This is a genomic window from Streptomyces sp. NPDC016845 (genome assembly GCF_044332585.1).
Taxonomy (GTDB): domain Bacteria; phylum Actinomycetota; class Actinomycetes; order Streptomycetales; family Streptomycetaceae; genus Streptomyces.
Window position 1 is genome coordinate 1 of record NZ_JBIRPI010000024.1, and the last position, 19,757, is coordinate 19,757.

19 protein-coding genes are annotated in these 19,757 nt (G+C 70.8%); 8 read left to right on the forward strand and 11 right to left on the reverse strand.

All coding sequences use genetic code 11. From position 1 onward, the window contains the following. The first annotated feature begins 115 nt into the window (after nt 1-115). The gene (locus ACH4RC_RS35455; protein WP_398208175.1) at nt 116-670 is read left to right on the forward strand and encodes a GNAT family N-acetyltransferase; all 555 of its coding nucleotides are present in this window, start codon (nt 116-118) and stop codon (nt 668-670) included. A gap of 40 nt (nt 671-710) precedes the next feature. On the opposite strand, the gene ACH4RC_RS35460 is transcribed toward ACH4RC_RS35455, so the two are convergent. Together ACH4RC_RS35460 and ACH4RC_RS35465 are read right to left on the reverse strand one after the other, a co-directional pair. Continuing rightward, nucleotides 711-1,322 carry an NADPH-dependent FMN reductase gene (locus tag ACH4RC_RS35460; protein WP_398208177.1) on the reverse strand — a complete coding sequence of 204 codons (612 nt, stop codon included), beginning with the start codon at nt 1,320-1,322 and terminating at the stop codon, nt 711-713. A gap of 66 nt (nt 1,323-1,388) precedes the next feature. Beyond that, entirely contained in the window at nt 1,389-2,909 is a 1,521-nt protein-coding gene (locus ACH4RC_RS35465; protein WP_398208179.1) for an MFS transporter, read from the reverse strand. Nucleotides 2,910-3,038: 129 nt separating this feature from the next. Between ACH4RC_RS35465 and ACH4RC_RS35470 the strand changes: the two genes are divergently transcribed. Then, complete coding sequence (locus tag ACH4RC_RS35470; protein ID WP_398208181.1) at nt 3,039-3,695, forward strand: TetR/AcrR family transcriptional regulator; 657 nt, start codon at nt 3,039-3,041, stop codon at nt 3,693-3,695. Here the strand turns inward: ACH4RC_RS35470 and ACH4RC_RS35475 are convergent. The 6 genes from ACH4RC_RS35475 to ACH4RC_RS35500 all read right to left on the reverse strand — a co-directional run bounded on the left by ACH4RC_RS35475 (nt 3,692) and on the right by ACH4RC_RS35500 (nt 11,722). Next, a complete protein-coding gene (locus ACH4RC_RS35475) occupies nt 3,692-5,878 on the reverse strand; it encodes a hypothetical protein (RefSeq protein ID WP_398208393.1) in 2,187 nt (728 codons plus the stop codon). The two genes, ACH4RC_RS35470 and ACH4RC_RS35475, sit on opposite strands and share 4 nt — an antisense overlap. Before the next feature lie 16 nt (nt 5,879-5,894). Then, complete coding sequence (locus tag ACH4RC_RS35480) at nt 5,895-7,316, reverse strand: ATP-binding protein (protein WP_398208183.1); 1,422 nt, start codon at nt 7,314-7,316, stop codon at nt 5,895-5,897. Between the two features lie 83 nt (nt 7,317-7,399). Further along, nucleotides 7,400-8,959 carry an SCO6880 family protein gene (locus ACH4RC_RS35485; protein ID WP_398208185.1) on the reverse strand — a complete coding sequence of 520 codons (1,560 nt, stop codon included), beginning with the start codon at nt 8,957-8,959 and terminating at the stop codon, nt 7,400-7,402. Continuing rightward, the gene (locus ACH4RC_RS35490) at nt 8,956-10,305 is read right to left on the reverse strand and encodes a hypothetical protein (RefSeq protein WP_398208187.1); all 1,350 of its coding nucleotides are present in this window, start codon (nt 10,303-10,305) and stop codon (nt 8,956-8,958) included. The genes ACH4RC_RS35485 and ACH4RC_RS35490 overlap by 4 nt, the downstream gene beginning before the upstream one ends. After that, the gene (locus tag ACH4RC_RS35495) at nt 10,295-11,095 is read right to left on the reverse strand and encodes a hypothetical protein (protein WP_398208188.1); all 801 of its coding nucleotides are present in this window, start codon (nt 11,093-11,095) and stop codon (nt 10,295-10,297) included. Before ACH4RC_RS35495 ends, ACH4RC_RS35490 begins: the two co-directional genes overlap by 11 nt. A 318-nt stretch (nt 11,096-11,413) precedes the next feature. Beyond that, nucleotides 11,414-11,722, reverse strand: a complete 309-nt coding sequence (locus ACH4RC_RS35500) for a hypothetical protein (RefSeq protein WP_394432769.1) — start codon at nt 11,720-11,722, stop codon at nt 11,414-11,416. Between the two features lie 370 nt (nt 11,723-12,092). Between ACH4RC_RS35500 and ACH4RC_RS35505 the strand changes: the two genes are divergently transcribed. Together ACH4RC_RS35505 and ACH4RC_RS35510 are read left to right on the forward strand one after the other, a co-directional pair. Further along, nucleotides 12,093-13,103, forward strand: a complete 1,011-nt coding sequence (locus tag ACH4RC_RS35505; protein ID WP_398208395.1) for an NlpC/P60 family protein — start codon at nt 12,093-12,095, stop codon at nt 13,101-13,103. Nucleotides 13,104-13,280: 177 nt separating this feature from the next. Beyond that, a complete protein-coding gene (locus tag ACH4RC_RS35510; protein WP_398208190.1) occupies nt 13,281-14,000 on the forward strand; it encodes a phosphatase PAP2 family protein in 720 nt (239 codons plus the stop codon). A 314-nt stretch (nt 14,001-14,314) separates the two neighbouring features. Here the strand turns inward: ACH4RC_RS35510 and ACH4RC_RS35515 are convergent, their stop codons facing one another. Together ACH4RC_RS35515 and ACH4RC_RS35520 are read right to left on the reverse strand one after the other, a co-directional pair. After that, complete coding sequence (locus tag ACH4RC_RS35515) at nt 14,315-15,886, reverse strand: FAD-binding oxidoreductase (protein WP_398208192.1); 1,572 nt, start codon at nt 15,884-15,886, stop codon at nt 14,315-14,317. 85 nt (nt 15,887-15,971) lie between these two features. Then, a complete protein-coding gene (locus ACH4RC_RS35520) occupies nt 15,972-16,136 on the reverse strand; it encodes a hypothetical protein (RefSeq protein ID WP_398208194.1) in 165 nt (54 codons plus the stop codon). A 132-nt stretch (nt 16,137-16,268) separates the two neighbouring features. Here ACH4RC_RS35520 and ACH4RC_RS35525 point away from each other — a divergent pair, with 132 nt between their 5' ends. Then, complete coding sequence (locus ACH4RC_RS35525; RefSeq protein WP_398208196.1) at nt 16,269-17,108, forward strand: hypothetical protein; 840 nt, start codon at nt 16,269-16,271, stop codon at nt 17,106-17,108. A gap of 99 nt (nt 17,109-17,207) precedes the next feature. Beyond that, entirely contained in the window at nt 17,208-17,396 is a 189-nt protein-coding gene (locus ACH4RC_RS35530; RefSeq protein WP_398208198.1) for a hypothetical protein, read from the forward strand. A 54-nt stretch (nt 17,397-17,450) separates the two neighbouring features. Here the strand turns inward: ACH4RC_RS35530 and ACH4RC_RS35535 are convergent, their stop codons facing one another. Continuing rightward, the gene (locus ACH4RC_RS35535) at nt 17,451-17,819 is read right to left on the reverse strand and encodes a metal-sensitive transcriptional regulator (RefSeq protein ID WP_398208200.1); all 369 of its coding nucleotides are present in this window, start codon (nt 17,817-17,819) and stop codon (nt 17,451-17,453) included. Between the two features lie 235 nt (nt 17,820-18,054). Between ACH4RC_RS35535 and ACH4RC_RS35540 the strand changes: the two genes are divergently transcribed. Continuing rightward, complete coding sequence (locus tag ACH4RC_RS35540) at nt 18,055-18,675, forward strand: DUF47 domain-containing protein (protein ID WP_394432785.1); 621 nt, start codon at nt 18,055-18,057, stop codon at nt 18,673-18,675. 9 nt (nt 18,676-18,684) lie between these two features. Beyond that, complete coding sequence (locus ACH4RC_RS35545; protein WP_398208201.1) at nt 18,685-19,683, forward strand: anion permease; 999 nt, start codon at nt 18,685-18,687, stop codon at nt 19,681-19,683. The last annotated feature ends 74 nt before the right edge of the window (nt 19,684-19,757 follow it).

A 19,757-nucleotide genomic window follows, 5' to 3' on the forward strand; every position in this document is an offset into this window, starting at 1 on the left:
TGCAGGGGGGACCCTGTGGGAGAGTAGGACGCCGCCGAACTCATTGTAGAGAAAAGCCCCGTGCCATATGGCACGGGGCTTTTCTGCGTTCAGGGGCAATTGTAGTGTGCGGCGCATGGAATTCGAGATCCGTGCGGTGCGTCCCGAGGAATGGCCGGCCGTGAAGGAGCTGCGGCTCACCGCACTGCAGGATCCGGCGGCTCCGCTGGCCTTCTTGGAGACGTACGAGCAGGCGCTCGCGCGGCCCGACGTGTTCTGGCAGATGCGAGCGGCGGGCGCCTCGCACGGTAAGGCCGCGCGGCAGTTCGTGGCGGTGGGCGGTGACGGGGCCTGGCTGGGGACCGTCGTCGTGCTTGTCGAGGAGGCCGGGGCCGAGGACATCTTCGGGCACGTCGTCGAAGTGCGGCAGGCGCAGCTCGTCGGGGTGTTCGTGCGGCCCGTCGCGCGGGGGAGTGGCATCACGGAGGCGTTGTTCTCGGCCGCGGTCGAATGGGCGCTGGGGATCGACGGCGTGACCCGGGTGCGGTTGCACGTCCATGAGGACAACGGGCGGGCCGCACGGTTCTATCAGCGGTTCGGGTTCGTACGTACGGGAGGGGCCGTCCGGAATCCGGGCGACCCCTCCAAGGTGGATCACGAGATGGTGTTCAGGCCGGCCACGACCGGCTAGTTGTACAGCCACGACCGCCTGTTCCTTTGGCCGGGACCGCCTACTTGTACGGGCGGTCGGCGCGGGCCGTGCGCAGGGCCTGGGCCCACCAGTCCAGCTGGTCGAGCATGACCTTCGCCGCTTCGCCTGCGCCCTGCGGTGCGTGGGCCGGGCCGTCCTCGGCGAAGTGGTCCGTGGTCGCGCGGTGGAAGCTCACGCCGTCGCGGATCGTCGTGGCGTGCAGTTCGGCGAAGACCAGGCGCAGTTGCTCGACCGCGCGCAGGCCGCCGCCGACACCTCCGTAGGAGACGAAGCCGACCGGCTTGGCCTGCCACTCCGTGCGGTGGAGGTCGATGAAGTGCTTCAGGTGGGCCGGGAAGCTGTGGTTGTACTCGGGGGTGACGATCACGTAGGCGTCGGCGGCGTCCACACGTCCGGCGAGTTCGGCCTGCTCGGGGGTGGGGGTGTGGCCCCAGGCGGGGTGGGTGTCGGGGAGGCGCAGGTCGGTCAGGTCGATGACGTCGAAGTGGGTGTCGGGGGCGTACGTCCTGGCCTGGTCGGTGAACCAGGTGCCCACGGTCGGGGCCAGGCGGCCGTCCCGGGTGGAGCCGATGACGATGGCTACGCGGAGGGGGCGGTCGTGGTCGGCTGCGGTGATGTCGTGGCGCGTCATGTCGATCTCCGTCGTTCGTATGCGTAGACGTGTGCGTGTGGGTGCGGGTGTGCGTGTGCGAAAGGGTCAGTGGCTGGTGGTTTGGGGGTGGGGGCGCGGGGCCGTCGTGCGGGGGGTGGGTGCGCGGTGCGGGCGGGAGAGCAGCGCGTACGTAACGGCTGCCAGCGCTGCCAGCAGGGCCGACACCGTCCAGAGCGCGACGCGCCAGGCCGCCGTGAACTCCTCGGTGTGGCCGCCCGTTCCTGATGTGACCCGCGCCGCGAGCGGCCCCGAGCCGACCCGGGACTCCACCGAGGCGAGCAGGAGGGCGCCGAAGACCGTGAGCATGACGGCGCCGGTGCCGCCGCGGATCGTGTTGAGGAAGCCGGAGGCCATGCCGGCCTCGGACGGGGCGGTCATCGACATGGCCTGCGCGTCGATGATCCCGATGGACAGGCCCTGACCTGTGCCGATGGTGAGGAGAGGGGCGGCGAGGGCGGCGGTGGTGATGCCCGGGTGGAGGGTGGTGAGCCAGGCGTTGCCCGCGGCGATCAGGAGCAGCGAGAGGACCAGGAGGTGGCGGGCGGGCACGCCTCTGTTGACCAGGCGGGCGCCGAGCGGGGGCAGGGCGAGGACCGGCACCGTCATCAGGAGGAGCGTCAGGCCTGCCGCGCGGGCCGTGGAGCCGTTGACGCCCTGGAGGTAGGTGGGGAGGAAGGTCAGGGCGCCGGTGGTGCCCGCTCCCAGGCCGAACGCACCGACCGCCCAGCCGAGGAACGCCGGGTTGCGGGCGAGCCCCAGGTCGAGGATCGGGCGGCCGGCGCCCGTCTTGGCCAGGCGTTTTTCGATGCGTACGAAGGTGTAGAGGAGGGCCAGTGCCAGCGCGGCCGGGGCCAGGGTGGGCAGGGCCGTCCAGCCGGACTTCGAGCCCTGCGTGATGGCGAAGAGGGCCAGGGCCAGGCCGGTGATGAAGGTCGTCGCGCCGGCTTTGTCGACGCGGGGGCGCAGTTCGGCCCGGTACTCGTCCATCAGGCGGGTTCCGGCGAGGATGACGGCGCCCGCAGCTACGTAGGCCAGGAAGGTGGCGCGCCAGCCGAGGGCGTCGACGAGCCAGCCGGAGAAGGTCGGGCCGAAGGCGAGGCCGAGGCCCGCAGTGGTGCCGAGGGAGGCGAAGACGCGGGTGCGGGCGGGGCCGGTGAACGTCGCGGCGAGGAGCGAGCCGCCGCACGCCATGACGCCGGCGGCGCCGATGCCGGAGAGGGCGCGGGCCGCGTCCAGGAGCAGGATGTGCTGGACGAAGGCCGAGGCGAGGGTGGCTGCCGTGTAGAGGGCGGCGCCGAGGGTGAGGACGCGGCGGCGGCCGTAGAGGTCGCCGAGGGAGCCCGCCACCAGCATGAACGAGGACGCGGCGAGGAAGTAGCCGACCACGACCCACTGCAGGGACGCGCCGCTCGCGTCGAGGTCCGCGCCGATCCGGGGCAGTGCCACCGTCGTGCCGGACATGGCCATCGGCAGGGTGAGCATGCCGAGCAGGACGACGGTCAGGGTGAGGGCGGGGCGGTGACCGCCGGGTGTGGGGGCCGCCGGGACCTTGGGTTCGGTTGCCATGGCGGCAAGGTACAACGATGGTTGTAAGTAGTGCAACGGTCGTTGTACCTAGGTCGGATGGCCCGGGGGCCGGGTCTCGTTGCCTAGGCTGAGCGGGAGGGTGGCGGAGTGTGAGGGCTGAGGAGAGTGATGGCTGAGCAGGAGGACGGGCAGAGTCCGCGCAAGGGAACCGTCGAGAAGCGGCAGGCGCTGTTGCGCGGTGCGCGTACGGTCTTCGGGCGCGACGGGTACACGCGTGCGGGGATCGACGAGATCGCGGCCGAGGCCGGGGTCTCCACGCGGACGCTCTACAACCACTTCGGCGGCAAGAAGAACCTGTTCCGCGAGGTGCTGCTCGACAGCGCCGCGAGCGTCACGGCGGCGCACGCGGCGCTCATCGAGCGGCATTTGAGCAAGGTCACGGACATCGAGCACGACATCGCCGCCCTCGCGCGCGAGTGGATGGGGCGGCGGAGTGAGCACGCCCCGCACATGCTGCTCGTCCGGCAGATCATCTCGGAGGGGCCGCATCTGCCCGCCGACCTCATCGAGGAGTGGCAGCGGATCGGGCCGCGGGCGGTGACGGAAGCGGTGCGGGTGCGGTTCGTGGAGCTGGGCGTGCAAGGGGTGTTGGCCGTCGACGAGGACAACTCCGCCGAGGCGGCGCGGTACTTCACGCTCCTCACCGCCGGGTCCGTCACCGTCGACACGTTCTTCGGGGTCGTGCCGATGGCTCGGGAGGAAGTCGAGGCGCGCGTCGAGAGCGGCGTACGGGTGTTCCTGCGGCTCTACGCCAAAGAGGGCTAGGGCGTCGGGAGTTCCGCGTCCGGCCAGCGGCTGCGGCCCTGTTCGCGGGAGCGGAGCAGGGCCAGGGTCGGCAGGCCCCGGCCCGCGCCCGCGGCCAGCAGCTCCGGCAGCTGGGGAAGGGGGGCCACCGCCGCGACGTCGTCCAGGACGAGTGTCATTGGTGGGTCGAGCCGACCGGCGGGTGACCTGTCGGCCATCCGGCGGCCGTGCTCGACCACGCTTGAGGCGAGCGCCGTGAGCAGGGGCATCGCGCCCGGGTTCGCCTTGGGGTCCTCGATGGGTTCACCCACCACATAAAGCGTGCCCCCTTCGTCGACGAAAGAATCCAGGGTCAGCGCATCAGTTCGGTTCGGGGTGCACGACTCGCGGACGTGGATGGTGAACAGCGCCGAGAGGGCGCGGGCCGTCAGCTCCTGGGCCATGTCGCGGCGTTCCGGGTGCGAGGTGAGGGCGGCCTCCAGCTCCCCGGCGGAGCCGCCGGCCGCCTTCGGGTTCGTCCGCAGGATGCGTACGGCGTCCTGGATCTGGTTGCCCTGTGCCCAGCGGTGGACGTGGCGGAACGGTTTGCCGTCGACGGCCGCCGCGTGCAAGTAGCTGCGCAGCAGCGTTTCTGCGGTTTCGGCGAGGGCGGAGTCCAGCCGGGCGGTCGGCCTTATCGGGGCGAGGAGCGCTGCCGCGCGGGTGGTGGCCGTGGACCTGTCCTTGCAGCCCGCCGCGGGGTTCCAGTGCATGCGGGCCGGGGTGTCGCACCGGTGCGTCGGGTCGTACAGGAGGACCGGGCCCAGTTTGGCCCGGGCGTCCTTGGTCTCCTGCCAGACCTTCGCGGCCGAGGTGATGACGAGGGCCGGGCCCTCGGCGTCGCGGATGGCCTGTATGGCGTGGGGGTGACGGTCGGCGGGCGGGCCGAGGAGAAGGGGGCCGGGTGCGCTCCGCGGGGCCGGGACGACTTGGGCGGGGCCCTGCGGCCAGGGGGCGGGGTGGATGGGCGCGGCGCCGGGGGCCGGTTCGGGTTGGCCGGTGCGTGTGGGATCGGCCGGGTTGTGGGCCGGGGGCTGCGCTCCGTGGTGGCTGTCGGCGCGGGGCGGGGTGAGGCTCGGCGCTTGGCCGAAGGGGGCCGTGGGGGCCGGGCCTGCTGCGGCGGCGCCCGGCGCCTGCCCGGGGTAGGCCGTGTTCGGCGCCTGCCCCGCCGGGCCTGCTGCGGCGGCGCCCGGCGCCTGTCCGGGGTATGCCGTGCTCGGCGTGGCAGAGTCCGGGACCTGTCCGGGGTAGGCCGTGTTCGGCGCCTGCCCCGCTGGGCCTTGTGCGGCGGCGCCAAGCGCCTGCCCGGAGTAAGCCCCGTTCGGTGCCTGCCCGGCCGGGCCTGGTGCCTGCCCGGAGTAAGCCCCGTTCGGCGCCTGCCCCGCCGGGCCTGGTGCCTGCCCCGCCGGGCCTTGTGCAGCGGCGCCCGGTGCCTGCCCGGAGTAAGCCCCGTTCTGTGCCTGCCCGGCCGGGCCCGGTGCCTGGCCGGAGTAAGGCGTGTTCGGTGTCTGGCCGGTCGGTTGCGGTGTGCCAGGGCCTGGGACCTGGTCGAGGTAGGCCGTGCTCGGTGCCCACCCCGCCGGGCCCGCGTCCGGTACGTCGGAGCCTGGCACCCGCTCGGCAGCACCCGCGTCCGGGGTCGGACCGCCGGCACCCGGCACCTGCCCGACCGGCGCCGCCCCCGGCCCGGCCGCGCCCCGTGTCTGCTCACCGGAGCCCTGCGCCCGGCGCATCTGATCGTCCGAGGGTGGGATCCGCTCGGCCTGGATCCGGGTCGTCCCCTTCGCGTACTTCGCCGAGCGGCGGACCGCGCGCCAGCGGGCAACCGTTCCGGCTACGAAGATCGCCAGTACCACCAGGATCATCAGCTGGCCGATGAAGAGGCCCCAGAACAGGCCGTAGTTGGAGAGCTCCGCTTTCGGGGTGGCCGGCCAGGCGCCCGGGATGTTGTGCGGCTCGGCGATCAGGGAGCGCATGGCCAGGGGGGTGCGGCCGAAGGTGACGTTCGAGGGCCAGGCGCCCTTGGTGAAGAGGCCGGCGAGGCCCGTCGCCGTCCAGACCATGATCGTCATCCCGAGCAGGAACGCCAGGAGGCCGACGAGCAGGCCGTCCGGGACACCGCCCCGGCCGCGTTCGTCCCCGTAGCGCCGCTCGTCCCGCACCATCACCAGGCCACCTGTCTCACGCCACCGTCGACTCGGAGGAAGAGGCGTCCGTCAGGCGTTGTTCGACGAACGCCGCCGCCCGTTCCTCAGCCTCCAGCTCGGCCGCGTACAGCGCCTCGTCGCCCATCGTCGGGTCGGAGGACTCCGTCATCGCGCGGTCGGTGAAGACCAGTGGTCGTTCCGTCTCGGTGATGAGGTGTTTGACCACCTGCACATTGCCGTTGACGTCCCAGACCGCGATACCGGGGGTGAGGGTGGGGATGATCTCGACCGCCCAGCGGGGGAGGCCGAGGACCCGGCCGGTGGCGCGCGCCTCGTCCGCCTTCTGCGCGTAGATCGTTCTCGTCGACGCCATCTTGAGGATCGCCGCCGCCTCCTTCGCGGCCGCGCCGTCGACCACGTCGCTGAGGTGGTGGACGACCGCGACGAAGGACAGGCCGAGGCGGCGCCCGAACTTCAGCAGCCGCTGGAAGAGCTGCGCGACGAAGGGGGAGTTGATGATGTGCCACGCCTCCTCCACCAGGAAGATGCGCTTCTTGCGGTCCGGGCGGATCCACGTGTGTTCGAGCCAGACGCCGACGATCGCCATCAGGATCGGCATCGCGATCGAGTTCCGGTCGATGTGGGAGAGGTCGAAGACGATGAGCGGGGCGTCCAGGTCGATGCCGACCGTCGTCGGGCCGTCGAACATGCCGCGCAGGTCACCGTCGACCAGGCGGTCCAGGACGAGCGCGACGTCCAGGCCCCAGGCCCGTACGTCCTCTATGGCCACGTTCATCGCCTCGGCGGACTCCGGCTCGGGGTGGCGGAGCTGCTCGACGATGTCGGTCAGGACGGGCTGGCGTTCGACGATCGTCTCGTTGACGTAGGCGTGCGCGACCTTGAGCGCGAAGCCCGACCGCTCGTCCAGGCCGTGCCCCATCGCGACCTCGATGATCGTACGGAGCAGCGCCAGCTGGCCTGTCGTCGTGATCGCGGGGTCGAGCGGGTTCAGTCGGATGCCCATGTCCAGGGCGGCCGTCGGGTCGAGGCGGATGGGAGTTATCCCCAGCTCCTCCGCGATGAGGTTCCATTCGCCGACCCCGTCCTCGCCCTGCGCGTCGAGGACGACGACCTGCCGGTCGCGGAAGCGGAGCTGGCGCAGGACGTACGTCTTCTCCAGCGCCGATTTACCGTTCCCGGACTCGCCGAGGACCAGCCAGTGCGGGGCGGGGAGCTGCTGCCCGTAGAGCTGGAAGGGGTCGTAGATGTAGCCCTTGCCGGAGTACACCTCGCGACCGATGATCACGCCGGAGTCGCCGAGGCCCGGCGCGGCGGTCGGCAGGTAGACGGCCTGCGCCTGGCCCGTCGACGTACGCACCGGCAGCCGGGTCGTCTCCACCTTCCCGAACAGGAAGGACGTGAAGGCATCCGTGAGGAGGGACAACGGATCCCGCATGAGCAGCGCCTACCTTCTTGCCTTGGGGGAGACCATGGGGCACACGTGGGGGGACACCTGGAAGGACACCTTGAAGGTCACGGCTACCGTCGGATGCCGGTGGCGAAAGGCAGGGTGTTCACAAACGCCCGGTGGTGCTCCCGGTCGCACCATTCCAGCTTCAGGTACGACTTTCCGGCGGACGCCCGGATCGTGCGCTTGTCGCGGGCGAGCGCGTCGGGGTTGCGGGACGAGACGGTGATGTAGCCGACGAGGTTGACGCCGGCGGCGCCGCTGGCCAGGTCCTCGCCGCGCTGGTCGAGGCGGCCGTGGGCGGCGATGTCGCGCGGGTCGACGGTCCGGTTCATCTTGGCGGCGCGGGACGCCTCCGCCTCGTCGTTGGTCTTCTCCGTCAGCATCCGCTCGATGGCGACCTCGGTCGGCTCCAGGTCCATCGTGACGGCGACGGTCCGGATGACGTCCGGGGTGTGGACGAGCAGCGGCGCGAGGAAGTTGACGCCGACCGGCGTCATCGGCCACTCCTTCACCCACGCGGTGGCGTGGCACCAGGGCGCGCGCGTCGACGACTCACGCGTCTTGGCCTGCAGATACGTCGGCTCCATGGCGTCGAGCTCGGCCGGCCAGGCGTTGCGCTTCGTCATCGCCTGGATGTGGTCGATGGGGTGGTCCGGGTCGTACATGGAGTGGATGAGGGAGGCGAGCCGGCCCTGGCCGAGCGGCTGCCGTACGCGGATGTCGGCCTCCTGGAGCCGCGAACAGATGTCCGTCAGCTCTCGGGCCATGACGACGGCGAGCCCGGCGTCCCGGTCGATCTTCTTGCCCGCCTTGGGGCGGGTGGCGCGCGCCATCGCGTTGGCCTCGGCGGCCAGTTCGCGGGTGAAGTGCATGCAGGCCACGAGGTATGCCCGGTGCTGTTCGCTGCTGGTCGACACCATGGACTGCAGTTGGTCGTAGGACTCCCGCAGCCAGCCGAGCGAGCGCTCGTCGCCGCGCATGGCCACGTCCTTGGCGTGTGCGTCCGGGTCGGCGGGCAGGGTGCGGGCGAGCATCTGGAGGCGGGTGACGAACCCGTCCCCGTTCGCCACGTGCTTGAGCAGGGTGCCGAAACGGTCGACGAGCGCCTCTTGGTCCTCGGAGTCGCGCAGGCCGACGCCCGGACCCTCGATCTCGATGGCGGCGGTGACGGTACGGCGGTCGGCGTGGAGGAGGACCGCGATCTCGTCCGGGCCGAACGGGGCGGCGAGCCACGTCAGGCGCCCGATCCCGGGCGGCGGCCCGATCTCGACCTCGTGCCCGTCGAACCGGACCCCGGCCTCCATCGCGCGCGAGCGGTACGCGGTGCCCCGCTTGAGGGACCGCTTGTAACTCCGGTTGATCTCGAACCACTTGTAGAAGGTGCGGTGCTTGTACGGGACGTAGACCGCGGCGATCGCGATCAGCGGGAAGCCCATGAGCAGCACGATGCGCAAGGAGAGGACGGGGACGAGGAGCCCGCACATCATGCCGAGGAACGCCCCGCCGATGATCAGGGCGATCTCGCCGGTCTCGCGGTTCCTGCCGACGATCGCGTTCGGCCGGGCGCGGCCGATCAGATATGTACGGCGGGGCGTGACCGGAGGGGACACATGGGACTGGGTCGTCAACGCCCTGCACCTCCTTGCGGTTTGCCGTTGCTGTTGAAGCCGGGGTTGCTGCCCCCGCCGTTGCCGCGGTTACCGGCGTGCGGGGTGTTCGTGGGGCTCGTACGGGGCGCGGGTGCGGCGGAGGGGACAGATCCGCCGCCCCCGCCGGCCGTGCGGGTGCTGTGCGCGGCGACGCCGCCGGAGACGGGGTTGGCGGGGCGGGCCTGGCCGGCGCCGCCCCCGCCGCCCGCGCCGCTGTCCGCGCGGGCGCTGTGGGTCTTGATGCCCTGCGAGACGAGGCTGGCGGGCGAGGTGAAGGCGGCGGCCGCCTTGGACTCGGCGCCCTGCATGATGCGGTTCTTGCGTACGTTGGACATCTCGTCGCCGAAGCCCGGGACGAAGCGGTAGATCATGCCGCTGGCGAAGATGGCGAGCAGGATGATGGCGAGCCCCGAGACGATGGCGGCCAGCGAGGAGGGCCCGTCGTCGCTGCTGGAGAGCGCGCCGGCGAGCCCGAGCACGATCACGATGACCGGTTTGACGAGGATGATCGCGACCATGATGCCGACCCAGCGGCGGACGTGGCCCCACAGGTTCTTGTCGACGAGGCCCGAGTAGACGACGACGCCGAGCAGGGCGCCCACGTAGAGCAGGACGGCGCGCAGGTAGAGCTCGAGGTAGAGCACTCCTGCGGCGACGATCGACACCAGGGACACGACGATCAGCATGATCGGGCCGCCGCCGATGTCGTCGCCCTGTTTGAGGGCGTCGGAGAACGTGCCGAAGAACGTGTTCGTCTGGCCGCCCGTCGCCTTCGACAGGACGTCGGTGACGCCGTCCGTGGCGGAGACGACGGTGTACAGGATCAGCGGGGTGAAGGCCGAGGCCAGCACCGTCAGCCACAGGAAGCCGATCGCTTCGGAGAGCGCCGTGCTCAGCGGCACGCCGCGCACGGCACGCTTCGCCACGGCGAGCAGCCACAGCAGGAGGGTGAGGATGGCCGAGGCGGCGAAGACGATGGCGTACTGCTTGCGGAACTGGGGGTTGGTGAAGTCCACGTCGGCCGTCTCGCGGACGGCCGCGCTGAGTTGGTCGACGGTCCAGGACGCGGCGTCTGCGCAGCCCTTGGCCAGGCTGGAGAGGGGGTCGAGCGGGTTGCTGGTGCCGGGCGGCATGTCGCCGGTGCTTCCACTGGATCCGCCGCCGTTGTCGTCCCGGGTGCAGTACTTCTTGGCGGGGCCCGCGATAAGGCTGCAGGGGTCGTCCTCGGGGGCCGCGAAGGCGCGGGCCGAGAACAACAGCACCGCCGTTTGTACGGTGCCGAAGGCAGCGGTGAACTTGAGGACGCGGTGTCGGCTATCGGGCATACGTGAACCCTCCGAAGTCCTGAACCGCGCCGCCGATCTCATCGGAGCCGCTCACGGGGTTGTCGCCGGTGACCGGCGTGGGGCCGGTCTTCTGGCTCGTCTTGAGGACCTTCCAGTCGCCGCTGGTCCACTGGAGCTCCAAGGTCACGGTGAACCAACTGCTCGTCACCGGGTTCTTGGAGGAGTCGCCGGTCAGGCCGAACAGGCCGTTGCACCAGACGTCGACGGTCGCCCGGCTGTCGTGGTAGTCGGTGACCTTGGTGCCGGCGGGCAGCGTGCGGTTCACGAACGTCACGCCTCTGGGCGCGCGCCCTTCGGTATCGAGGCCGACGGACTTGAGGAACGACGCCGAGTAGTCGGCGTCGAAACCCGCCTGGAGGCGATCACGTGCACTGGGGTCGGACAGATGCTGCACGATCTCGTGGCGCCGGTCCGCGTTGAACATGCCGTCCCCGCCGAGCTGAACCGCATAGTTCGCCGCAGCCGACTGAACCCCCTGCTCATCATGGGCGAACCCCGAATCCACCGGCTTCGTCCCGGTCGCCGCGGTCGAGGACGACTTCGGGGCCGAGCCGGAGTTTCCGCTTCCGCCGGAGGCGCTGTCGTCGCCCCGGTTGGCGAACGCGATCGCCGCGATCAGCAGGACCACGACGCCGACCACGGTGATCAGCGAGCGGGACGAGGAGCGGCCGGGTCTGCGCGGGTCGGGGCCGGGGGAATCGGGGTAGCGGGTCCGGGTCTGGCCGGTACCGCCGTAGACGTCGTCGCTGTGCCGGTCGTCGAGACTCATCGCGCGCACGTCCCCTCAACCTCGTGCTGGACCGCCGGATACGCCGGATACGCCGCATACGACGGTAGCCGTGCTGATTGCCGCGCGGACGCGGAGTGGTGACTCGACATCAGGGTGACGCAACCTCAGCCGGTGGGCACGACGGAACGGATGGTGTAGGGGGCCTGGGGGACTGTGGGGGTCTGTGGGGGCTGGGAACCCCGGGGGACCGGGGTATCGGACATGGTTCGAACAGAGGCATAACCGGGGAGGACCGGCCGGAAACTGACGGTGCGTTCTCCGCCGCGGGACGGCGGCGGGAAACGCCGGGCCGGCGGGTCAGACGGCCATGCCGTAGACGATCGTGAAGAGCGTGCCGAGGGAGCCGATGATGAAGACTCCGGTGAGGCCCGCGACGATCAGCCCCTTGCCCTGTTCCGCGCTGAAGGTGTCGCGCAGCGCCGTTGCCCCGATCCGTTGTTTGGCCGCGCCCCAGATCGCGATGCCGAGGCAGAGCAGGATGGCGATGGCCATCACCACCTCGATCATTACGCGTGCCTCGTTGCCCAGGCTCCCGAACGGGCCCCAGTCGGGGGCGATCCCGCCGATGATGGTCGTGATGTCGCCTTTTTCGGCTGCCAGCAGCATATGTAACTCACCGCCCCATGTGGGTAGTTCTGTCGCCTCCGCGGCAGCGCAGAGGTCACGCCCATTCTGGCGCAGATTGGCGCGGATGCCTGCACCATTGCCGCCATTCGTTTGGCCGAGTTCGTACACCCCGCCGCTCGCCGGGCCGCCTGGCGGGCGGCCCCGGTATGCGCCGGAACGTATCGTCACTCTGTGTATCACGCCTGGTCACGCCGGGCAATCGCCGGGCGATCAAGGTCGGTGGTGTCCGCTGTCCGGTGCCCGGTGGTGTCCGCCGCCCGGCGCCCGGTGGTGAATTTCCGATCTTCGAGCCGGAGCGGCTCTAGACTGGAGGGTCGATGTACTCCCGTGCGGTGAGAGGCGGTTGACGGTGCGTAAGGCATGGATCGTCGCGGGGTCGGCCGTCGCCGGGGGAACCGGGTTCGTGACCCTGCTCGTCGTGGGGACGTACATGACGGCGGGCAGTCTGACGAGCGGGGTGGGCCAGGGGGCCGTCGGGCTCGCCAAGGGCGCCGTGCCCGCCGCCTACCAGTCGCTCGTGCAGAAGTGGGGCAATCTGTGCCCCGCCATCAACCCGGCGCTGCTCGCCGCGCAGCTCTACCAGGAGAGCGGCTTCAACCCGAAGGCCACGTCGCCGGCGAAGGCGTACGGCATAGCGCAGTTCATCGCCGGGACCTGGGCCGCGCACGGCGTCGACGGGGACGGGGACGGGGACCGTGACATCTGGGACCCGGACGACGCGATCCCGTCGGCCGCCTCGTACGATTGCAAGCTCGCCTCCTACGTGAAGGACGCGCCCGGCGACCCGACCAAGAACATGCTCGCGGCGTACAACGCGGGCGCGTACGCGGTCATCAAGTACGGGGGCGTGCCGCCGTACCGCGAGACGCAGAACTACGTGAAGACCATCACGACCCTGGAGCAGAGCTTCGCCCGGCCGGTCGGGCGGGTGCAGCCGTCGCAGCAGGCCGCGGCAGCCATCTATTACGCGCAGAAGAAGCTCGGGACCCCGTACCTGTGGGGTGGCAACGGGACGGCGGACCAGGGCGGGCGGTTCGACTGCTCCGGGCTGACCAAGGCGGCGTACGCGGCGGTCGACATCGAGCTGCCGCGCGTCGCCAACGATCAGTACAACGCGGGCCCGCATCCGAAGCGGGACGAGCTGCTGCCCGGGGATCTCGTGTTCTTCTCGGACGATCTGCAGAACAGCCGCGCCATCCGGCACGTGGGCATCTATGTCGGGGGTGGGTACATGATCGACGCGCCGCGGTCGGGTGCCGTCATCCGGTTCGACCCCATCGACACGCCGGACTACTTCGGCGCGACCCGGGTCACCGAGGCCGGCGCGGAGGCGCTGCCGACCGCGTCACCGGAAGTGTGACGTGGCTTGAACTCTCCGTTAACGCCCGGGTCTGAGCTGCGGGTTTGCGTCTCTCTTCGATAACGTCTGCGTGATCATTCGGTGGAGTGCGGAACGTGGGGAAGGTGGACGTGCGTTCCTCTTACTGAACCGGAAGCAGACCACGGGGGTGGCTGAAGACGAAGGGGCCGTTGAACCATGGCTGGACTCGAGGCGCTCGAGAGTTCCGGGTCGAACCCTGACGTCTCCCTGCTCTACGACATCAACGGGCTGACGGACGCCACCCCGGGCTGGTTCGACAGGGCCATGGAGTTCGTCGGCGAGTACGGGATCCTGCTCGGCCTCGTCCTCGTGGTGCTGTGGTGCTGGTGGGGCGCGCGCAAGCGCGGTGCTCTCGACGACGCGGCCTCCTCGGTCGCCGCCGTGGTGTGGGCGCCGCTCGCCGCCGCCGTCGCGGTCCTGGTGAACGTACCGATCCGGTCGTTCGTCGAGCGGCCACGGCCGTTCAAGGACCATGACGGGCTCACCGTCCTGGTGGACGGCAAGAACGACTTCTCGTTCGTCAGCGACCACGCGACGCTCGCGATGGCCATGGGCGCCGCGCTCTTCGTCGCCAACCGCAAGCTGGGCCTCGCCGGACTCGCGCTCGCCGTGGTGGAGGGGTTCTGCCGGGTCTTCATGGGCGTGCACTACCCGACCGACGTCGTCGGCGGCTTCGCGCTCGGCACCGCCGTCGCGCTGCTGCTCTCGCCGCTCGCCTCCGCCCTGCTCACGCCGCTCGCCAGGGCGATCGGCCGGTCCCGCGCGGCATGGCTCGTGTGGGCGCCTAAGGCTGTGGTGACGGCTCCGGGCGCGGTGGAGCTTCCCGAGGCCCGCGGGTCGTCGGGGACCGCCGAGGAGCGGGATCTGGCGGCGTAGTCGGCCCCTTGCCGCCGCGGATCAGGGTGAGGCCACCGGCCCCCGCGGCCGCGGCGACGGCGGCGGAGACCGGCAGCAGCGGGCCCGCCTCCGGGTGCGGTGTCCCGTCCTCGAGGGCGGCGGCCGTGGCGGCGCCCAGGGCGAGGACGGCGGCGGTCGCGGCGGTGGCGGCGACTATTCGGGGTCTGTTCATGGTTCCAGGGCACCCCTGCCCGCCCGTCTGGGCCACCCGAGGGCGTGTCGCCTGCTCCGTCCGGGGGGAAAGGGCGCGGGAAGCGGTTGCCGCGCCTGCCGGAGCTCCTCGTCCGTGGGGCCTACAGCGCCTGCTGGAACGCGAAGAAGCCCGTCGGGTCGTACTGGCGCTTCACCTTCGTCAGGCGGTCGGCCGCGGCCCCGTAATAAGCGCGCTTCCAGTCGGCCAGCGTCGCGTCCGTGTAGTTCTGGTACGCCGCTCCGGACGCGTACGGGCCCATCGCGGTGTGCGCCTTTTTCAGCCAGTCCCGGGCCGCCGATCCCGAGGTGCCCGCCTGCCACGACACGATGTACTGGGCCAGCATCCGTGAGCGGCGGTGGACGAACGCCGTGGCCGTCGGGTCGACCCGGTTGACGGCGCCGCCGAGCGCGGTGAGCGCGACGGAGCCCGCGCCCGCCGACACCGACTCCAGCCGCTCGAGCAGCGTGCGCACGCCGGCGTCCGACAGCGAGCGGTCGAAGAAGTCCGAGTGGGCCGCGTACGTCTCACGCTGGAGGTCGCCCGCGGCGGAGCGGCCCGGGGTCGGGCCCGGCAGGTGGCACTGCTCGTCGTCGGAGAAGGCCGAGCAGCCGGCGTAGACCTCCATCGACTCCTCGTACGAGCGGCGCTTGAGCGAGACCGAGGTGGCCGGTCCCGGACCGCCGGGGCCGTCGGCGAGGCGGTCGACCGCGTTCTGGAGTTCGGTGTAGGTGCCGAGGGAGAAGGCGGCTATGGAGATGGTGGGGCGGCCGCCCGCCGCGTTGGCCACGTGCAGCGAGGACCAGATCTCGTCGGGCTGCTCCGGACCCCACTCCTGCCACGCCTTGAGGACCGTCGCCGCCTTCGACCAGGGCCACGTCATGTACGCGGAGACGCCCTGCGGCGCGGGATGCGTCTTGAAGCGGAGCTCGGTGACCACGCCGAACTGGCCGTTGCCCGCGCCGCGCAGCGCCCAGAACAGGTCCTTGTCGTTCGAGGCGTCGGCTGTCAGTTCCTTGCCGTCCGCCGTCACGAGGGTCGCGCCGGTCAGGCTGTCGCAGGTCAGGCCGTACGCGCGGGAGACCACGCCGTGGCCGCCGCCGAGGGTGAGGCCGCTGATGCCGACCGTGGGGCAGGAGCCCGCCGGGATGGTGACGCTCTTGGCGGCCAGGCCCCGGTAGACGTCGATGAGCTTGGCGCCCGCGCCGACGACCGCCTCGCCGCCCGAGGCGCGGACCGACTTCATACGGGACATGTCGAGGATCAGCCGTCCGTCGCCGGAGGAGTAGCCCGCGTAGGAGTGCCCGCCGTTGCGTATCGCGACCTTGACCTCGCGGGCGCGGGCGTACGCGAGGGCCGTACGGAGATCATCGGGCCCGGCGACGTACGCGACGGCGCTCGGCTTCAGCTCGTCGAAGCGGGTGTTGTAGAGCTGGCGGGCGGCGGCCCACGCGGACTGGCCGGGGCGGACCAGGGACCCGTCGAGGTCCTTGGCCAGCGCGTCGAGGTTCGCGGCGGCGCTGACGGCCGGGGAGGCGCTCGCGTTCGTGGAGCGGACGGGGCCGGAGGAGGAAGCGGACGAGACGGGCGCCGGGGGGTCGTCCGGGGTGCAGGCGGAGGCCGCTCCCGCGGTGAGCGTGGCCGCCGAGGCCGCTATGAACGTACGCCGCTGCATCTGTGTCTCCCTCGGCCACCGGTTGCTTCCCGGTGACGAGACGCGCTACGGGAAGCCGGGGTTCCCCCCGCGCGTCGTCTGCCCGTCACGCGCCCTGCGCATGCTCCTGCGCGTCGGAGCGCGCCTTGCTGCGCGCCCGTCTCGCGGGGCCTCGCCAGCCGCAGGTGCACCGGGCCGCCGCGAACCGGCCCTGTTCCTCGACGGTCGTCGCATGCTCGGTCGTCGCGTGCTCGTGCTGCTGTTGTGCCACCCCGACACGGTAACGGGACCGGGTGAACGGCCCACGTACACCTCCGTTCGCGTGACGGTCGACCCTACTCGTCGTTAACCGGTCAACAGCGGGGCCGCATTTCGCACGGACGGGCTTGGGGGTAGACAAGCGATGGTGGTGCAGAACAGGCGCCCGGCGAGGACCGGGGCGGCGGCCGTGGCCGCGGTCGGCATCATGGCGTGCGCGGCCGGGTGCGGCGGCGGTGCCGAGGCGGGTGACCTGCACGCGGACGCCACGCACGTGGTGCGCCAAGCCGCCGACCGGCTCGTCCGCGAGGGCAGTTCCGAGGCGAGCACGTCGATGGAGATGGCGAGCGGCGGCACCCGCGTCACCATCCGCGGCGAGGGCGTCTACGACTACCGCGCGGGGCTGGGGAAGCTGACGGTGCGGCTGCCGCAGGACGCGGCCGGGGCCCAGGAGCACCGGCCGATCACCGAACTCCTCGCACCCGGCGCCCTGTTCATGAAGAACCGGGGCGCGGGCGTGCCCGCCGACAAGTGGGTGCGGGTCGACACCGCCGCGCTGAGCGACGGCAATCTGGTCACGGGCGGCGCCACCGACCCGCTCGCGGCGGCCGAACTGCTGCGCGGCGCGCGCGAGGTGACGTATGCGGGCGAGAGCGACATCGCGGGCGTGCGGACCCGGCACTACCGGGGCACCGTCGACCTGGCGTCGGCCGCGGAGGCCGCGTCCGAGGGGAACAAGGGCGCGCTCGCGGCGGCGGCGAAAGGGTTCGGCGGCTCCGCGGTGCCGTTCGACGTCTATCTCGACGAGGAGGGCCTGATCCGCAAGGTCAGGCACCGCTTCAGCTTCGCGGACACGCAGAACAGGAAGGACGTCGACGTCGCGTCGACGACGCTGCTCTACGGGTTCGGGAAGTCCGCGAGCGTCCGGCTGCCGCACAAGAAGGACATCTACGCGGGCAAGGTCGCCGAGAAGGACGGGCCGTAAGGGGTCCCACCGGGGCCGGAAATGGTTCTTCCGTGCCATGCGCGGTCCGTAGGGCGCTCCCTACTCTGGGAAGTCGACCGACGATGGCTGGAAGAGGTGATGAGCGTGGCTCCCGTAGGTACGGCAGTTCAGGACCACGTCGCCCTCGCCGAGATCGAGTTGTGCGGTGAACTGATCATCGCGGCGTCAGCCGTCCCCGAGGGGCGGCTCAGCGCGGACCGGATCGACGAGGTACTGCGAGTCGCCGAGGCGCTGCCCGGCGGCCCGCGCGGCGAGACCCGAAACTGAGGTCACGGATCCCGGGCCCGGCCCCCGCCCGCGGAACGTCCGACAGCCGAACCCTCAGGTGCGCAGCAGCCGCGCGATCGCCTTCGTGGCCTCCTCGACCTTCGCGTCGATCTCGTCACCGCCCTTGACCGCCGCGTCGGCGACGCAGTGGCGCAGGTGCTCCTCCAGGAGCTGGAGCGCGAAGGACTGCAGGCCCTTGGTGGAGGCCGACACCTGCGTGAGTATGTCGATGCAGTAGACGTCCTCCTCGACCATGCGCTGGAGGCCGCGGATCTGGCCCTCGATCCGGCGCAGCCGCTTGAGGTGCTCGTCCTTCTGGTGGTGGTAGCCGTGGATGCCGCGGTCGTGGTCGGTCACGATCTCGGCGGTGCCGTGCTCCGCCCCGCCCCCGGGGGCCGCCGTCGGGCTCGCGTCCGTGGTCATCGTGTCCGACCTCTCGTCGTGGATCGTGTGCTGGATCCCGTGGTGGCTCCGCCTGGCTCCACATACCCCCTGCGGGTATAGGATACCGGACTTCGCGCGGGTCCGGCCGGTTCCCGGGGCCCCGTGCTGATCACTGTGCCTGATGGGCGACACTGGGGGAACGCCGGTTAGCCGTGGCCGGATGATGCGCCTAGCATCAGCCTGACCCATATCCAGAGCACCCCGAGGACCCCACGTGCGTTTTCGTCTGACCCCCAGGGAGACGAGCTTCTACGACATGTTCGCCGCGTCCGCGGACAACATCGTCACGGGCTCGAAGCTCCTGATGGAACTGCTCGGGGCGGATACCTCCGCCCGGGCCGAGATCGCGGAGCGGATGCGGGCAGCCGAACACGCCGGTGACGACGCCACCCACGCGATCTTCCACCAGCTCAACTCCTCGTTCATCACGCCGTTCGACCGCGAGGACATCTACAACCTCGCCTCGTCCCTCGACGACATCATGGACTTCATGGAGGAGGCCGTCGACCTGGTGGTCCTCTACCAGATCGAGGAGCTCCCGAAGGGCGTGGAGCAGCAGATCGAGGTGCTCGCGCGGGCGGCCGAACTGACGGCCGAGGCGATGCCGAACCTGCGCACGATGTCGAACCTCACCGAGTACTGGATCGAGGTCAACCGGCTCGAGAACCAGGCCGACCAGATCCACCGCAAGCTGCTGGCCCAGCTCTTCAACGGCAAGTACGACGCCATGGAAGTGCTGAAGCTGAAGCAGGTCGTCGATGTGCTGGAAGAGGCGGCCGACGCCTTCGAGCACGTGGCCAACACGGTGGAGACCATCGCCGTGAAGGAGTCCTGAGGCCGGCTCATGGACACCTTCACCCTGATCGTGACGATCGGCGTCGCGCTCGGATTCACGTACACCAACGGCTTCCACGACTCGGCGAACGCCATCGCCACGTCCGTCTCCACCCGTGCCCTGACGCCCCGCGCGGCGCTCGCCATGGCCGCGGTGATGAACCTCGCCGGTGCCTTCCTCGGCAGCGGCGTCGCCAAGACGGTCAGTGAGGGCATCATCGCCACGCCGGAGGGCGACAAGGGGATGGGCATCCTCTTCGCGGCCCTGGCGGGCGCGATCGTGTGGAACCTCATCACCTGGTACTTCGGGCTGCCCTCGTCGTCGTCGCACGCGCTGTTCGGCGGCATGGTCGGCGCGGCGCTCGCCGGTGGGACGACCGTGTACTGGTCCGGGGTGCTCGACAAGATCGTCATTCCGATGTTCACGTCGCCGGTGATCGGCCTCGTCGTCGGTTACCTCGTGATGACCCTCATCATGTGGATGTTCCGGCGCTCCAACCCGCACAAGGCGAAGCGCGGATTCCGGATCGCGCAGACCGTGTCGGCGGCCGGCATGGCGCTCGGCCACGGTCTCCAGGACGCGCAGAAGACCATGGGCATCGTGGTCATGGCCCTCGTCATCGGCGGCCACGAGACGTTCGAGGACCCGATCCCGGTCTGGGTCAAGATCGTGTGTGCGGTGATGCTGTCGCTCGGCACGTACGCGGGTGGCTGGCGGATCATGCGGACCCTGGGCCGCAAGATCATCGAGCTGGACCCGCCGCAGGGGTTCGCGGCCGAGACCACCGGGGCCTCGATCATGTTCGGCTCCGCGTTCCTGTTCCACGCGCCCATCTCGACCACGCACGTCATCACGTCCGCGATCATGGGTGTCGGTGCGACCAAGCGGGTCAACGCCGTTCGGTGGGGGGTCGCCAAGAACATCGTGGTGGGGTGGTTCATCACGATGCCCGCCGCGGCGCTTGTCGCTGCGGCTAGTTACGGCATCGTTTGGCTGGCCTTCGCTTAAGCCGCCTCAGGGGCGCGGGGAACTGCGCGAGCAACCCACGACAAGCCGCGGACGCGTCTGCTCATGTCACGAGC

What these genes read in the sequence shown, in the direction of transcription:
- ACH4RC_RS35515 (WP_398208192.1), bottom strand. Translation starts at nt 15,886, where the DNA reads ATGCAGCGGCGTACGTTCATAGCGGCCTCGGCGGCCACGCTCACCGCG.
- ACH4RC_RS35525 (WP_398208196.1), top strand. Translation starts at nt 16,269, where the DNA reads ATGGTGGTGCAGAACAGGCGCCCGGCGAGGACCGGGGCGGCGGCCGTG.
- ACH4RC_RS35535 (WP_398208200.1), bottom strand. Translation starts at nt 17,819, where the DNA reads ATGACCACGGACGCGAGCCCGACGGCGGCCCCCGGGGGCGGGGCGGAG.
- ACH4RC_RS35545 (WP_398208201.1), top strand. Translation starts at nt 18,685, where the DNA reads ATGGACACCTTCACCCTGATCGTGACGATCGGCGTCGCGCTCGGATTC.
- ACH4RC_RS35510 (WP_398208190.1), top strand. Translation starts at nt 13,281, where the DNA reads ATGGCTGGACTCGAGGCGCTCGAGAGTTCCGGGTCGAACCCTGACGTC.
- ACH4RC_RS35460 (WP_398208177.1), bottom strand. Translation starts at nt 1,322, where the DNA reads ATGACGCGCCACGACATCACCGCAGCCGACCACGACCGCCCCCTCCGC.
- ACH4RC_RS35465 (WP_398208179.1), bottom strand. Translation starts at nt 2,909, where the DNA reads ATGGCAACCGAACCCAAGGTCCCGGCGGCCCCCACACCCGGCGGTCAC.
- ACH4RC_RS35495 (WP_398208188.1), bottom strand. Translation starts at nt 11,095, where the DNA reads ATGAGTCTCGACGACCGGCACAGCGACGACGTCTACGGCGGTACCGGC.
- ACH4RC_RS35530 (WP_398208198.1), top strand. Translation starts at nt 17,208, where the DNA reads ATGAGCGTGGCTCCCGTAGGTACGGCAGTTCAGGACCACGTCGCCCTC.
- ACH4RC_RS35470 (WP_398208181.1), top strand. Translation starts at nt 3,039, where the DNA reads ATGGCTGAGCAGGAGGACGGGCAGAGTCCGCGCAAGGGAACCGTCGAG.
- ACH4RC_RS35490 (WP_398208187.1), bottom strand. Translation starts at nt 10,305, where the DNA reads ATGCCCGATAGCCGACACCGCGTCCTCAAGTTCACCGCTGCCTTCGGC.
- ACH4RC_RS35455 (WP_398208175.1), top strand. Translation starts at nt 116, where the DNA reads ATGGAATTCGAGATCCGTGCGGTGCGTCCCGAGGAATGGCCGGCCGTG.
- ACH4RC_RS35500 (WP_394432769.1), bottom strand. Translation starts at nt 11,722, where the DNA reads ATGCTGCTGGCAGCCGAAAAAGGCGACATCACGACCATCATCGGCGGG.
- ACH4RC_RS35475 (WP_398208393.1), bottom strand. Translation starts at nt 5,878, where the DNA reads ATGGTGCGGGACGAGCGGCGCTACGGGGACGAACGCGGCCGGGGCGGT.
- ACH4RC_RS35480 (WP_398208183.1), bottom strand. Translation starts at nt 7,316, where the DNA reads ATGCGGGATCCGTTGTCCCTCCTCACGGATGCCTTCACGTCCTTCCTG.